The 14210-nt window shown below is 74.3% G+C and carries 9 protein-coding genes; 2 read left to right on the forward strand and 7 right to left on the reverse strand.

From position 1 onward, the window contains the following. Positions 1-25 precede the first annotated feature (25 nt). Positions 26-469 carry a VOC family protein gene (locus ACLJTM_RS24575; RefSeq protein WP_411106244.1) on the reverse strand — a complete coding sequence of 148 codons (444 nt, stop codon included), beginning with the start codon at positions 467-469 and terminating at the stop codon, positions 26-28. A 164-nt stretch (positions 470-633) separates the two neighbouring features. Here ACLJTM_RS24575 and ACLJTM_RS24580 point away from each other — a divergent pair, with 164 nt between their 5' ends. Together ACLJTM_RS24580 and pulA are read left to right on the forward strand one after the other, a co-directional pair. Continuing rightward, complete coding sequence (locus ACLJTM_RS24580; protein WP_411105879.1) at positions 634-2331, forward strand: carbohydrate-binding module family 20 domain-containing protein; 1698 nt, start codon at positions 634-636, stop codon at positions 2329-2331. A gap of 137 nt (positions 2332-2468) precedes the next feature. Beyond that, entirely contained in the window at positions 2469-7847 is a 5379-nt protein-coding gene (pulA, locus tag ACLJTM_RS24585) for a pullulanase-type alpha-1,6-glucosidase (RefSeq protein WP_411105880.1), read from the forward strand. A gap of 121 nt (positions 7848-7968) precedes the next feature. Here pulA and ACLJTM_RS24590 read toward each other — a convergent pair whose 3' ends face one another. The 6 genes from ACLJTM_RS24590 to ACLJTM_RS24615 all read right to left on the reverse strand — a co-directional run bounded on the left by ACLJTM_RS24590 (position 7969) and on the right by ACLJTM_RS24615 (position 14199). Then, positions 7969-8493 (reverse strand): GNAT family N-acetyltransferase, encoded by a 525-nt coding sequence (locus ACLJTM_RS24590; RefSeq protein WP_411105881.1) that lies wholly within the window; start codon positions 8491-8493, stop codon positions 7969-7971. Between the two features lie 25 nt (positions 8494-8518). After that, complete coding sequence (locus ACLJTM_RS24595; protein WP_411105882.1) at positions 8519-9229, reverse strand: TetR/AcrR family transcriptional regulator; 711 nt, start codon at positions 9227-9229, stop codon at positions 8519-8521. A 74-nt stretch (positions 9230-9303) separates the two neighbouring features. Further along, positions 9304-10347, reverse strand: coding sequence for a PDR/VanB family oxidoreductase (locus tag ACLJTM_RS24600; protein ID WP_411105883.1), 1044 nt, complete (start codon positions 10345-10347; stop codon positions 9304-9306). After that, positions 10344-11240: a metal-dependent hydrolase gene (locus ACLJTM_RS24605; protein WP_411105884.1), complete on the reverse strand. Its 897-nt coding sequence runs from the start codon at positions 11238-11240 to the stop codon at positions 10344-10346. Before ACLJTM_RS24605 ends, ACLJTM_RS24600 begins: the two co-directional genes overlap by 4 nt. A 126-nt stretch (positions 11241-11366) precedes the next feature. Then, positions 11367-13289: a hypothetical protein gene (locus tag ACLJTM_RS24610; RefSeq protein ID WP_411105885.1), complete on the reverse strand. Its 1923-nt coding sequence runs from the start codon at positions 13287-13289 to the stop codon at positions 11367-11369. Between the two features lie 115 nt (positions 13290-13404). Next, the gene (locus tag ACLJTM_RS24615) at positions 13405-14199 is read right to left on the reverse strand and encodes a tyrosine-protein phosphatase (RefSeq protein WP_411105886.1); all 795 of its coding nucleotides are present in this window, start codon (positions 14197-14199) and stop codon (positions 13405-13407) included. Between the last annotated feature and the right edge of the window lie 11 nt (positions 14200-14210).

A 14210-nucleotide genomic window follows, 5' to 3' on the forward strand; every position in this document is an offset into this window, starting at 1 on the left:
CGCGGGCCGCACCGCAGGCCGGCCGTCACACCACGCAGAACTCGTTGCCCTCGGGGTCCTGGAGCACGACCGCGTAGTACGGCATGTCCGGCTCGTCCATGATCCGCAGGATGGTGGCGCCGGCCTCGGTGAGGCGGGCCACCTTGGCCGTGACCCGCTCGATCCGCAGGCCGATGGCGGCCTCGCGCCCGCCGCCCACCTTCAGGTCCAGGTGGAGGCGGTTCTTGCCGGTCTTCGGTTCGGGGACCTGCTGGAACCAGATCCGCGGGCTGCGGCCCTGCGGGTCCACGATCGACTCGGGGGTCTCCCCGGCGTGCTCGCCCAGCTCCTCCGCGGGCACGCCCGTCGCCTGCCAGTAGGCGCGCCAGGTGGCGTGCCCGCCGGGGGGCGGTTCGGGTACGTAGCCCAGGGCCTCGACCCAGAAGGCCACCATGCGGGCGGGGTTGGCACAGTCCACGGTCAGCTGCATCTCCATGGGCCCAGGGTCGCAGCCGCCACCGACAACACCCGGGCGCCCTGCGAGGGACACCTTCGCGAAACAATTCTGCAATCTCTTGCGCAAGGTCTTGCAGGGGTGGGGTGCGACGCCTACGGTCGCCTCCAATCCCCACCTCTCCCGCCAGGAGGCCCCCCATGCCCCCCACCCGCAGAGCCGCCCTCGCGGCCCTGGCCGTCGCCGCCGCCACCCTCATGCCGTCCGCCCCCGCGGCCGCGGCCCCGCCCGGGGAGCGGGACGTCACCGCCGTCCTCTTCGAGTGGAAGTTCGACTCGGTGGCCGCGGCCTGCACCGCGAGCCTCGGCCCCGCGGGCTACGGCCAGGTCCAGGTCTCGCCGCCCCAGGAGCACATCCAGGGCCCCCAGTGGTGGACCTCGTACCAGCCCGTCAGCTACCGGATCGCCGGACGGCTCGGCGACCGGGCCGCCTTCAAGCGCATGGTCGACACCTGCCACGGCGCCGGGGTCAAAGTGGTCGCCGACTCCGTCATCAACCACATGGCCGCCTCCGACGGCACCGGAACCGGAGGCTCCTCGTACACGAAGTACGGCTACCCGGGCCTCTACTCCGGCGCCGACATGGACAACTGCCGCGCCACGATCTCGAACTACCAGGACCGGGGCAACGTCCAGAACTGCGAACTGGTCCAGCTCGCCGACCTGGACACCGGTGAGGACCACGTCCGGGCCACGATCGCCGGATACCTCAACGACCTGCTCTCCCTGGGCGTCGACGGCTTCCGGATCGACGCGGCCAAGCACATGCCCGCCGCGGACCTGGCGAACATCAAGTCCCGGCTGACGAACCCCGGGGCCTACTGGAAGCAGGAGGCGATCTTCGGCGGGGGCGAGGCCGTCTCGCCGGACGAGTACCTGGGCACCGGCGACGTGCAGGAGTTCCGCTACGCCCGCGACCTCAAGCGGGTCTTCCTCAACGAGAACCTCGCCCACCTGAAGAACTTCGGGGAGGCCTGGGGCCACATGCCGGGCGGGAAGGCGGCCGTCTTCGTCGACAACCACGACACCGAGCGCGGCGGGGACACCCTCAGCTACAAGAACGGCTCCGCCTACACCCTCGCCAACGTGTTCATGCTGGCCTGGCCGTACGGGTCCCCGGACGTGCACTCCGGCTACGAGTGGAGCGACAAGGACGCCGGACCGCCCAACGGGGGCGCGGTGAACGCCTGTTACACCGACGGCTGGAAGTGCCAGCACGCCTGGCGGGAGATCTCCTCCATGGTGGCCCTGCGCACCACGGCCCGCGGGCAGGCCGTCACGAACTGGTGGGACAACGGCGGCGACCAGATCGCCTTCGGCCGCGGCGCCAAGGCGTACGTCGCCCTCAACCACGAGGGCTCGGCCCTGACCCGGACCTTCCAGACCTCCCTGGCGGGCGGCGACTACTGCGACGTGCAGAGCGGCCGCACCGTCACCGTCGACTCCGGCGGCCGGTTCACCGCCACCGTCGCCGCGGGGACCGCCCTCGCCCTGCACACGGGCGCCCGCACGTGCCAGGGCGGCCCCACCCCGCCGCCGTCCGCGCCCGCCGGCGCCTCCTTCGCCGTGAACGCCACCACCGTCCTCGGCCAGGACATCCACGTCACCGGGGACCGCGCCGAACTCGGCGGCTGGAACCCCGCCGCCGCCCTCAAGCTCGACCCGACCTCCTACCCCGTCTGGAAACTCGACACCCCGCTGCCGGCCGGCGCCTCCTTCGCCTACAAGTACGTCCGCAAGGACGCCTCCGGCTCCGTCACCTGGGAGAGCGGGGCCAACCGCACCGCGACCGTCCCGGCGAACGGCACGGTCGTGCTGAACGACACCTGGCGCAACTGAGCCGCCGCCCCACCGACCGGGGCCGCCCGGCACCCTTCTCCCCGCCACCGCCGGGCGGCCCTCATCCACGCGACCCCGCGACCCGCGACATGCGGCCGCGACCCGCGACACGTGACACGTGACCAAGGAGATCCGCCGTGATACGCCCAGCCGCAGGAGTCCTCGCCGCCGCTCTGGCCGTGACGCTCCTGCCCTCCCTCCCCGCGGCGGCCGCGTCCCGGCCCCCCGCCCCGCCCTCGGACGCGAAACTGGCCGCCGAACCGGCCCGGCACGACCTGACCCGGGAGCAGTTCTACTTCGTGCTCCCGGACCGGTTCGCGAACGGCGACCCGCGCAACGACCGGGGCGGCCTGACCGGCAGCCGCCTGGAGACCGGCCTGGACCCCACGGACAAGGGCTTCTACCAGGGGGGTGACCTCAAGGGCCTCACCGACCGGCTCGACTACGTCAAGGGCCTGGGCACCACGGCGATCTGGCTGGCGCCGATCTTCAAGAACCAGCCGGTGCAGGGCACGGGCGAGGACGTCTCGGCCGGATACCACGGCTACTGGATCACCGACTTTACGCAGGTGGACCCGCACTTCGGCACCAACGCCGACCTGGAACGGCTGATCGACAAGGCGCACGGGAAGGGGATGAAGGTCTTCTTCGACGTCATCACCAACCACACCGCCGACGTCGTCGACTACCGAGAGGGCTCCCACGACTACCTCTCCAAGGGAGCCTTCCCCTACCTGACCAAGGACGGGGTGCCCTTCGACGACGCCGACTACGCCGACGGGACGGGGGCACCTCCCGGCGGCGGCCGGGGGAGGACGTTCCCGAAGACCGACGCCGACACCTTCCCGCGCACCCCGTTCGTGCCCCCGGCGAAGAAGGACCTGAAGGTCCCCGCCTGGCTCAACGACCCGTCCATGTACCACAACCGGGGCGACTCCACCTTCGCCGGGGAGTCCTCCGGACAGGGCGACTTCTTCGGCCTCGACGACCTGTGGACCGAGCGCCCCGAGGTCGTCAGCGGGATGGAGAAGATCTACCAGAAGTGGGTCAAGGACTTCCGGATCGACGGCTTCCGTATCGACACGGTCAAGCACGTCAACACCGGCTTCTGGACCCAGTGGGCCACCGCCCTCGACGCGTACGCCGCGAAGCACGGCCGGGACGACTTCTTCATGTTCGGCGAGGTCTACTCCGCCGACACCGCCGTCACCTCCCCCTACGTGACCCGCGGGCGGCTCGACTCCACCCTCGACTTCCCGCTCCAGGACGCGATCCGCGCGTACGCCTCCCAGGGCGCGGCGGCCGGGCGGCTGGGCTCCGTCCTGGCCGAGGACTACCGGTACACCACCGACAAGGCCAACGCCTACGAGCAGGTGACCTTCCTCGGCAACCACGACATGGGCCGCTTCGGCACCTTCCTCCGGCAGGACCGCCCGGCGGCGGGGGAGCAGGAGCTGCTGGACCGCTACCGGCTCGCCAACGAGCTGATGTTCCTCTCCCGGGGCAACCCGGTGGTCTACTCCGGTGACGAGCAGGGCTTCACCGGCGCGGGCGGCGACAAGGACTCCCGCCAGCCCCTCTTCGCCTCCCGGGTCGCCGACTACCTCGACGACGACCAGCTCGGCACCGCCCGTACCCACGCGAGCGACGCCTACGATCCGCAGCACCCGCTCTACCGGCAGATCAGCGCCCTCTCGAAGCTGACCCGGGACCACCCGGCCCTGCGTGACGGCGTCCAGAGCGAGCGCCTCGCCGACGGCTCCGTGTACGCCTTCGCCCGGACCGACCCCCGCACCCGCACCGAGTACCTGGTCGCCGCCAACAACGCCGCCGAACCCCGGACGGTGGAACTCGACGCCCCGGCCGGCACGCAGTACCGGAGCCTGTACGGCGGCTTCGCGCTGCCGCGCGCCTCCGCGGCGGGCAAGCTCCGCGTCCAGGTACCCGCCTTCGGCTCGGTGGTCCTCCGCGCCACCGCCCCGCTCGCCAAGCCCGCCACCGGACCCGCCCTGACGCTCAAGGCCCCCGACCCGGGCGCCGCCGGCACCGTCGAGCTGACCGCCGAGGTCACCGGCGGCGGCCTGAACCGGGTCGTGTTCGCCGCACAGAGCGGCAACGACCCGTGGCAGGTGCTCGGCTCCGCCGACCACGCCCCCTACCGGGTCACCCAGCACGTCACCGCCCCCGCCGGCACGCCCCTGCGCTACAAGGCCGTGGCCGTGGACTCGGCGGGCCGCACCACGAGCGCCCTCGCCGACTCCCTGGCCGGCCAGGCCCCGCCGGAGGAGACCCCGACCGCCACCCGGCGCGACTATGCCGTCGTCCACTACAACCGGCCCGACGGCGACTACACGGACTGGCGGCTCTACGCCTGGGGCGACCTCGCCGAGGGCGAGGCCACCCCCTGGCCCGAGGGACACGGCTTCACCGGCCGCGACGCCTACGGCGCCTTCGCGTACGTCAAGCTCAAGCCCGGCGCCTCGTCGGTCAGTTACCTCGTCATCGACAAGGACGGCACCAAGGACGTCGCCGCCGACCGCACCCTCGACGTGACGAAGAGCGGCGAGGTCTGGCTGGAACAGGGCAAGGAGCCCGCCCGCACCGAACGCCCCGCCCAGCCGCCGCAGGACACCACGAAGGCCGTCCTGCACCTCAACCGCCCGGACGGCGCCTACGAGGGCTGGGGCCTGCACGTCTGGACCGGAGCCGCGAACCCGACCGACTGGTCGAAGCCGCTGCTGCCCGTGCGCACCGACTCCTACGGCGCCGTGTACGAGGTCCCCCTCGCCGCCGGCGCCACCTCGCTCAGCTACATCCTGCACAAGGGCGACGAGAAGGACCTGCCCACCGACCAGTCCCTCGACCTCAAGGCCACCGGCCACGAGGTCTGGATGCTCGGTGGCCGCCAGGAGTACCTCCTGCCGCAGCCCGCGGGCTCTGCCGCCGCCCTGGACCTCACCACCTCCAAGGCCGTGTGGATCGACCGCGACACCCTGGTCTGGGACGCTCCCGCCGCCGCTGCCTCCGTCCAGCTCCTCGCCTCCCGCGAAGGGGCGATCACCGCCGACAAGGGGACCCTGAACGAGGCCGGCGCCGCGTGGCTGCGGCTGAACCGCACCGAACTCACCGCCGCCCAGAAGCAGAAGTTCCCGCACCTGGCCGCCTCCGCCGCCCACACCGTGGACCCGCGCGACCGCGAACGGGTCCGCGAGGCCCTGCGCGGCCAGCTCGTCGCGAGCGCCCGTACGGCCAACGGGGCCGTCCTCGCGGCCACCGGGGTCCAGCTCGCCGGGGTCCTCGACGACCTGTACGCGGCGAACGCGGCGCACACGGCGCTCGGTCCCGTCTTCAAGGACGGCCGGCCCACCCTGTCCGTCTGGGCCCCCACCGCCCGGCAGGTCGCCCTCGAACTCGACGGCCGCACCGTCCCCATGCGCCGCGACGACGCCACCGGCGTCTGGTCGGTGCGCGGCGAACGCGGCTGGACCGGGAAGAAGTACCGCTACGCCGTCACCGTGTGGGCCCCCGGCGCCCGCCAGGTGGTCCGCAACCTGGTCACCGACCCCTACTCCACCGCCCTGACCGCCGACTCCACCCACAGCCTGGCCGTGGACCTGACCGACCCGGAGCTCGCCCCGCCCGGCTGGCGCGGCCTGCGCAAGCCCGCACCCGTCCCCTTCACCTCCGCGCAGATCCAGGAACTGCACGTCCGCGACTTCTCCGTCGCCGACCGCACCAGCGCCCACCCGGGCCAGTACCTGGCCTTCACCGACAGCGGTTCGGCGGGCATGCGCCACCTGCGCGACCTGGCCGCGGCCGGCACCTCGTACGTGCACCTGCTGCCCGTCTTCGACATCGGCACGGTCCCGGAGAAGCCCGCCGACCGCACCGAGCCCGCCTGCGACCTCACGGTGTACGCGCCCGACTCCGAGGAGCAGCAGGCCTGCGTGGCCGCCGCCGCCGCGAAGGACGCCTACAACTGGGGCTACGACCCGCTGCACTACACCGTCCCGGAGGGCGGCTACGCGAGCGACCCGGACGGCACCGCCCGCACCGTCGAGTTCCGCAGGATGGTCCAGTCGCTGAACGGGGCCGGCCTGCGCACCGTCATGGACGTGGTCTACAACCACACCGTCGCCGCCGGCCAGTCCGACAAGTCCGTCCTGGACCGGATCGTGCCCGGCTACTACCAGCGGCTGCTGGCCGACGGCTCGGTGGCCACCTCCACCTGCTGCGCCAACACCGCACCCGAGAACGCCATGATGGGCCGGCTCGTCGTGGACTCGGTCGTCACCTGGGCCAGGGAGTACAAGGTCGACGGCTTCCGCTTCGACCTCATGGGCCACCACCCCAAGGCCAACATCCTGGCCGTGCGCTCCGCCCTGGACGCCCTGACCGTCGCCAAGGACGGGGTGGACGGCAAGAAGATCGTCCTCTACGGGGAAGGCTGGAACTTCGGCGAGGTCGCCGACGACGCCCGCTTCGTACAGGCCACGCAGCAGAACATGGCCGGCACCGGCATCGCCACCTTCTCCGACCGGGCCCGCGACGCGGTCCGCGGCGGCGGCCCCTTCGACGAGGACCCGCGCGTCCAGGGCTTCGCCACCGGCCTGTTCACCGAGCCGAACGGCTCCCCGGCCAACGGCACCCCGGCCGAGCAGAAGGCCCGGCTGCTGCACTCCCAGGACCTGATCAAGGTCGGCCTGTCCGGCAACCTCGCCGGCTACACCTTCACCGACTCCGCGGGCCGGCGCACCAAGGGCTCCGAGGTGGACTACAACGGCGCCCCGGCGGGCTACGCGGCCGCTCCCGGCGACGCCCTCGCCTACGCGGACGCCCACGACAACGAGACCCTCCACGACGCCCTGGCCTACAAACTGCCCGCGGCGACCACCCCCGCCGAGCGGGCCCGCATGCAGACCCTGGCCATGGCCACGGCCACCCTCTCGCAGGGGCCGTCCCTCTCCCAGGCGGGCACGGACCTGCTCCGCTCGAAGTCCCTGGACCGCAACTCCTTCGACAGCGGCGACTGGTTCAACGCCGTCCACTGGGACTGCCGGGACGGCAACGGCTTCGGCCGCGGCCTGCCCCCCGCCGCCGACAACCGCGCCAAGTGGCCCTACGCGAAGCCCCTGCTGACGGGGCCCGCCCCGGGCTGCGCCGAGATCACCGGCGCCGCAGGCGCCTACCGGGACCTGCTGAGGATCCGTACGGCGGAGCCGGTCTTCTCCCTCGCCTCCGCGGAGGCCGTCCAGGCACGGCTGGCCTTCCCCCTCTCGGGCGCGCAGGAGACGCCGGGCGTGATCACCATGTCCCTCGGGGACCTGGTGGTGGTCTTCAACGCCACGCCCGCCGCGCAGGTGCAGCGGGTCCCGGCTCTCGCGGGCGGCGGGTACGCCCTGCACCCGGTGCAGGCCGCGGGCGCGGACCCCGTCGTCAAGCAGGCGGCGTACCGGGCGGCGACAGGGGAGTTCACGGCGCCGCCCCGGACGGTGGCGGTCTTCAAGCGCTCCTGACGCGGCCGGGACGCGGCGGCGGTACGGAACGGGGCGGCGGCGGCCGTGCGGGGGCGCCGCCCCGCCGTGCGGGGGCGCCGCCCCGCCGTGCGGGGGCGCCGCCGCGGCCCGGACCCCGCCGTCAGCCGTCGAGGCGCCGCTCCAGCAGGATCACCCCGTAGACCCGGCCGTCCTTGCCGCGCTTGGACGGGAACTCGCCGACCACCCGGTAGCCGGCGGCCCGGTAGTACGCGAGCAGCCGCTGGTTGCCCGACCTGCAGTCCAGGCGCGCCCGCTCCCGCCCGGTGCGGGCGATCCGGTGCTCGGCGTGCTCAAGCATCCGCCGCCCGGCCCCGGCGGGCGCCGTCTCCCGGTCCACCATCAGCCGGTGCACGTAGCCCGCGACGGGCGGCTGGATCCCCCAGGCCTCCTCGTCGGACCACCACAGCTCGTACGCGCCCACGATCCGCCCGTCGGCGTCGGCGGCCAGCCACACCTCGCCCTCGCGCATCTTCGCGCGGAAGTGCGCGGCGTCCTTGTCGCCCGGCTTCCACTGGTCGATGCCGTTCTTGCGCATCCACCGCGCGGCCCGGTCGTGGAGGGCCACCAGGAGGCCGGCGTCCTTCTCCTCGGCCGGCCGGAACAACACCCCGTCGTCAATGATCACGCGGGCATTATCGCCGCGACCATGATCAGCGGGCGTCGGCGGCCCCGCCGGGCACGAGGGCGACGAGCCGGGCGACCAGCTCCCCGAAGGGCCCGTCCGCCGGCTCGCCGGCGAGGATCCGGACCAGGATCCCCGCCATCTCCGCGTCGTACGCGGCGCTCACCGCGGCCAGCGCGGCGAAGTCGTGCACCAGCTGCAGCTCCAGCTCGGACCGGGGGATCTTGCGCCCGTCCAGCCAGATCAGGGCGGTGGACTCGGCGAGGGACACCCACGAGCGCACCACGAGCTCCAGCCGGGCCGGCGGCCGCTCCACCCCGATGTGCGTGATGATCTGCTCGTACGCGGCCTGCCGCACCTCGTCGATCATCGCGTTGGCGCGGCTGCTGCCGGCCGCCGGACCGCCGCGCATCAGCGCCGAGAAGCCGGGGCCGTGGTCGTCGACGAAGGCGAAGTAGCGGCCCATGACCCGCAGCAGCCGGGCGCCCAGCGGCCCTTCGAGGGGCTCGACGAACCGCCCCGCCAACTCGTCGGCCGCCCGCCGCAGCGCGGCCTCGTACAGGCTCAGCTTGCCGGGAAAGTAGTGGTAGACGAGCGGCCTCGATATGCCGGCGGCCGCCGCGATCTCGTCGATCGACACGTCGTCGGGCGACCGGTGGCTGAACAGCTCCAGGGCCACCCCGATCAACTGCTGCCGCCGCTCCTCGACAGCCATCCTGCGTCGCACCCCGGTTGTCATGCGGACACCCTACTTCGCCCCTCCCCCCCTCCGGCCAGGGCCGCAGGGCGGTGAAGGGGCGTCAGGCGGCGGTCTCAGAGGTCCAGGACGAGGCGGCCGTCCTTGGCGCGGGAGACGCACAGCAGCATCGAGTCCTCGCGCTCCTGGTCCGTGAGGAGTTCGTCGTGGTGCTCGACCCCGCCCGCCAGGACCCGCTGCCGGCAGGTCCCGCAGAAGCCCTGCCCGCAGGAGTACGGGGTGTCCGGCAGGACCCGGCGCACCGCGGCGAGGGCGCTCTCCCCGGCGCCGACCTCCACCGCGCCGCCCGAGCGGCGCAGTTCGAGGGTGAAGGGCCGGGCCGGACCGGGCGCCGCCGGGGCGAAGCGCTCCAGCCGGACCGCGGCGGGGTCCGGGGCGGCCGCGGTGACGGCCCGCATCAGCGGATCCGGGCCGCAGCAGTAGACCAGCGCGTCCGGACCGGCCGCGGCCACCGCGGCCAGATCGGGCAGGCCCGCCTCGTCCTCCGGGAAGACCCGTACCCGGTCGCCGTAGCCGGCGAGTTCGGGCAGGAAGGGCATGCTCGCGCGGTTGCGGCCCCCGTACAGCAGGGTCCACCCGGCGCCGGCGGCCGTGGCGGCCCGGAGCATCGGCAGCAGCGGGGTGATGCCGATGCCGCCCGCGACGAACACGTACGAGGGTGCGGGCAGCAGCGGGAAGCGGTTGCGCGGGGGCCGCAGTTCGAGTGCGGCGCCTTCGACCAGCCGCGCGTGGGCCTCGCGGGAGCCGCCCCGGCCGTCCTCGACCAGGCGGACCGCGATCGTGTACGCGTCCTGCTCGGCCGGGTCCCCGCACAGCGAGTACTGGCGGACCAGGCCCGAGGGCAGGAGGACGTCCACGTGCGCGCCCGGGGTCCAGGCGGGGAGTCCGGCGGCGCGCAGGGTCAGCTGCACCACCCCGTCCGCCGGCTCGGTACGGGAGGTGATCCGCGCCCGCAGCGGACGGCGCGGGGAGTGGCCGGAGACCGGGTCCTCCAGGGCCGGAAGGGGCCACAGCGGGGAGCGGGCGATCCGGCGGCGCAGGGCTCGCCTGGCCGCCCAGGCCGCTCCCGCCACCGCGGTGGCCGTCAGGGCGCCCCTCATGCGTGCGCACCGCCGTTCGCCCCGGGGGAGGTGGCGAGGTAGGCCACCGCCTGGGCGGTGGAGCCCTCCTGCGAGGGGTGGTAGGTCCGGGAGAGGTACTTCGGTATGGACCGGAGCATCGCGCCGGAGGAGGGGAGCGTGCCCTGCCGGCCCGCCCGGAGGAACCGGCCGAAGGAGGCCTTGCCGTCGACCAGGTGCGGGTCGTTCTCCATGAAGAAGCGCACGCCGCGTTGCCACAGGAAGACCAGGGCCGAGAAGGCGGTGGCCCAGGTCCGCACCCGGCGGCGGTAGTTGCCGTCCACATGCATGAACAGGTCGAAGGCCACCGACCGGTGCTCGACCTCCTCCGCGCCGTGCCAGCGCAGCAGGTCCAGCATGACGGGGTCCGCGCCCCGCCGGTCCAGCTCGTCGGCGTTGAGCACCCAGTCGCCGAGGAAGGCGGTGTAGTGCTCGATCGCCGCGATCATCGCGACCCGCTCCATCAGCCACCAGTGCCGGGCCCGGCCCGGCGGCAGGGTGCGGTCGCCGAGGAGCTTCTCGAACAGCCAGTCCACCTGGGCGGTGTAGGGGGTCGGGTCCAGGCCGAGCCGCTTCAGGTGCGGCAGCACGTCGTCGTGCGCGGCCGCGTGCATGGCCTCCTGGCCGATGAAGCCGACGACGTCCGCGCGCAGCTGCTCGTCCTCGATGAGGGGGAGCACCTGCTTGTAGACGTGCACGAACCAGCGCTCCCCGGCCGGGAGCAGCAGGTGCAGCACATTGATCATGTGCGTGGCGAAGGGGTCGCCCGGCAGCCAGTGGAGCGGGGTGTCCTCCCAGCCGAAGGACACCTTCCGCGGGGCCAGGTCCATGTGTTCCGACGCCACGGGGGCGGGCGCGGGCGGCGTATTAGACATGGCGTCAATGTACTGATGGGTAGCGGAGAGGAGAACCCCTCTGCACCCCTTTCCTGCGCCCGACCCCGGATGCGCCGGCCCCGGATACACCGCCCGACCCCGGATGCGCTGACCCCGGTCAGAGCACTAGCGCAGTACGCCCGCCTTGGTGCCGTCCGTGAGTCTGCCCGACAGGTCGACCTGGGCGCCCTCGGGCGCCTTGACGGCCAGTCGGTTGCCGTTCGCGGAACCCTTGACCCCGTTCCCCGACACCGACAGCGAGGCGAACTGCGCACTGCCCGCCGCCAGGACGTACCACTGGCCCGCCCGCGACTTCCACAGCACGCCCGCCAGCACCCGCGGCTCCCGCGGCCCGCACGCCGCCGACCCCTCCGACCTGGCCGCCTGCGCAGCCAGCGGCGCGCCCGGGGCCAGGAACTGCGCCTGCACCCGGTCGGCCGCACCCTGCCAGGTCTCGGCCCGGGTGCACAGCCAGGCGGCCGTGCCGTCGCCCTCCGGCAGCGGCTGCTTGGCGTACGTCCAGGCGTTGACCGTGCGGACCCCGTGCGAGCGGACCGAGGGCAGGAGGCAGGCGATCCTCGACCAGTCGCCGAGTTCCGCCGCCTCCGTCACGTCCCGCTCCGCGCCCGGCGCCCCGGCGGTCAGCCGGGCCGGGGTCAGCTCGCCGAGGTCGGTGATCAGCCGGGTGGCGCCGTCCCCGGTCAGGGCCAGGGCGCTCCAGCCCGTGCACGTCCCCGACGCGGCCGGTCCCGTCACGGGCGGCGTGACCCCCTCCGGGGTCAGCTTCAGCGCGGCCGCCCCGTCGCCCGGCTTGAGGAGGTCCCGCTGGGCCGCCGCGGTCACCCACGGCGCCGCGAGGTAGCGGACGTTGCCGTCGACCCGGCTGAGCACCAGCGCCGTCGCGGTGTCCGCGGAGGCCCCGTCGGTCCGGGCGAAGTCGAGGGCGGCGCCGGCGGACCCGGTCCGCGGTTCCGCGTACCGCACCACGCGCAGGCCGTCGTACAGCAGGACCACCACGGCCTGGTCCACCGTGCCCGCGAACAGCAGCTGCGGCGGCCCCATCGGCGGCCCGGCGGGGGTGCCGGGGGTGGCCGAGACGATCACCGAGGAGCCGGGGCGCGCCCAGACGGCCAGGGCCCGGCGCAGCAGCCCCGTGTCGTCGGCGCGCTCGCCGCGCGCAGGCCAGGCCGAGAAGTCCGTACGGGAGGACGTGCGCCAGAGCGTGGGCGCCGCCCGGACCAGCCTGCCCGGGTCCAGGGCCTGTTCGGCCGCCGCGTTGCGGGCGTACGCGGGAGCCGCGGCCCCGTCCGCACCCCAGCCGCCGCCGGGCAGTGCGAGGAACGCCGCGCCCACCGCGAGGGCGATCGCCGCGGCGAGGCCGGCCCGGGCCAGCCGGCGCCTGCGCAGCAGGTCGGTGGGCCGGGCCTGCAGCACGCACGGGTCGAACTCGGGGGAGGCGAACAGGCCGTCGTGCGCCGGGTCCCCCGATCCGGCGACCGCGGCGGCCGGGTCCGCGACCCCGGCCTCGGTGAGCACCCGGAGCACCTCCGCCTCGGGCAGCCGCTCCAGGGCCCGCAGTACGCAGGCGGCCCGCCCGGGGCCGTCCAGGGTGCTCAGCCACTGGTCGAGGGCGAGCTCCTCGGCCCCGCCGGAGCGGGGGAACAGCCGCAGCCCCCAGACCTGGGGGAGCACCGGCGGGAGCTGCGAGCGCCGGGGCAGGGCCCGGAAGGTCAGCGGGACCCCGGCTTCCAGGGCGGTGCGCAGCACGCGCAGCCGGACGTACGGATACCCCGAGTCCTGCGAGCCGCCGCGCTGGCCCGGGACTCCGCCGCGCACCTGGGCGGCGGCGGAGTCGGCCGACCGCCGGCCGCGCGGCAGGGCCCGCTGGACCAGCGCATGGGCGGTGAGCACCCGCCGGTTGCGGCCGAGGGCGGGCGGCAGCACCAGGTAGGCGAGCCGCACCAGCCGCGCGTAGTGCTCGACGATGGCGGCCTCGGCCAGTTCGACGTCGGGAGACGGGGGGCGGGTGGCGGTATCCGGCGCAGTCACGTTCAGCAGAACGAGCGATTCGTCGGATGGTCACCCGTCCCCGGCGCACCCGTTCGGGGTGCGACCGCCCGCGCAGGCCCCGCCGGGGCCCGGCGGGCGGGGGCCGGGCCGCGGTTCAGCCCGCCAGGCGGGCGCGGAGCGCCTCGACCGTCCCGTCGGGGACCCCGAGCCCCTCGCGCACGTACTTCTCCATCGAGCCGTAACGGGTCGCGACCTCGTCCAGCGCGGCCTCCAGGTACTCCGGGAAGACCCCGATCAGCGCGAGCGCGAGGTCGGGGTCGCCGCCGGCCGCCGTGAAGCCCTCGATCATCGGGGCGAAGGCCTGCTTGACCGCCGGGTTGACGGAGAGGTACTCGGCCCTGAGCGCCGCCTCGTCCGCGCCGAGCAGCGCCAGGACGACGGTCGCGCCCCAGCCCGTCCGGTCCTTGCCGGCCGTGCAGTGGAACAGCAGGGGGCCGGCCTGCGGGTCGGCGAGCTCGGTGAGCAGGGTCCGGTACGCGGCCCGGCCGGAGCCGGAGCTCACGAAGGACCGGTAGATGTCGCCGAACAGGGCCTGCACCTTGCCGCCGCCCAGGTGCTCCTCGGCCACCGCCGGGTCGGACAGCAGGTCCTTGAGCTGCGCCGCAGCCGGCATCCGGCCCGCGCTCACCTGGTCCGCCAGCACGTCCTCCACCAGGACGCGCACCCCGGCCGGCACCCGGTCGGGGTGGGCCTCGCGCTCGGGCGCGGTGCGGAAGTCGATGACCGTGCGCAGGCCCAGCGCGGCCACGGCCGGGTCGGCCCGCAGGTCCAGCCGGTCGAGCTGGCCCGAACGCAGGACCAGGCCGGGGCGCACGGTGCGGCCGCCGGAGAGCGGGGTGCCGCCGAGGTCGCGCAGGTTGGCGACGGTGGTGGACGGGGTGGCGGTCATCGTGGCGGCTC

Origin of the sequence: Streptomyces sp. cmx-4-9 (genome assembly GCF_046548835.1) — a bacterium.
Taxonomy (GTDB): Bacteria; Actinomycetota; Actinomycetes; order Streptomycetales; family Streptomycetaceae; genus Streptomyces.

What these genes read in the sequence shown, in the direction of transcription:
- ACLJTM_RS24575 (WP_411106244.1), bottom strand. Translation starts at nt 469, where the DNA reads ATGCAGCTGACCGTGGACTGTGCCAACCCCGCCCGCATGGTGGCCTTC.
- ACLJTM_RS24580 (WP_411105879.1), top strand. Translation starts at nt 634, where the DNA reads ATGCCCCCCACCCGCAGAGCCGCCCTCGCGGCCCTGGCCGTCGCCGCC.
- ACLJTM_RS24595 (WP_411105882.1), bottom strand. Translation starts at nt 9,229, where the DNA reads ATGACAACCGGGGTGCGACGCAGGATGGCTGTCGAGGAGCGGCGGCAG.
- ACLJTM_RS24600 (WP_411105883.1), bottom strand. Translation starts at nt 10,347, where the DNA reads ATGAGGGGCGCCCTGACGGCCACCGCGGTGGCGGGAGCGGCCTGGGCG.
- ACLJTM_RS24605 (WP_411105884.1), bottom strand. Translation starts at nt 11,240, where the DNA reads ATGTCTAATACGCCGCCCGCGCCCGCCCCCGTGGCGTCGGAACACATG.
- ACLJTM_RS24615 (WP_411105886.1), bottom strand. Translation starts at nt 14,199, where the DNA reads ATGACCGCCACCCCGTCCACCACCGTCGCCAACCTGCGCGACCTCGGC.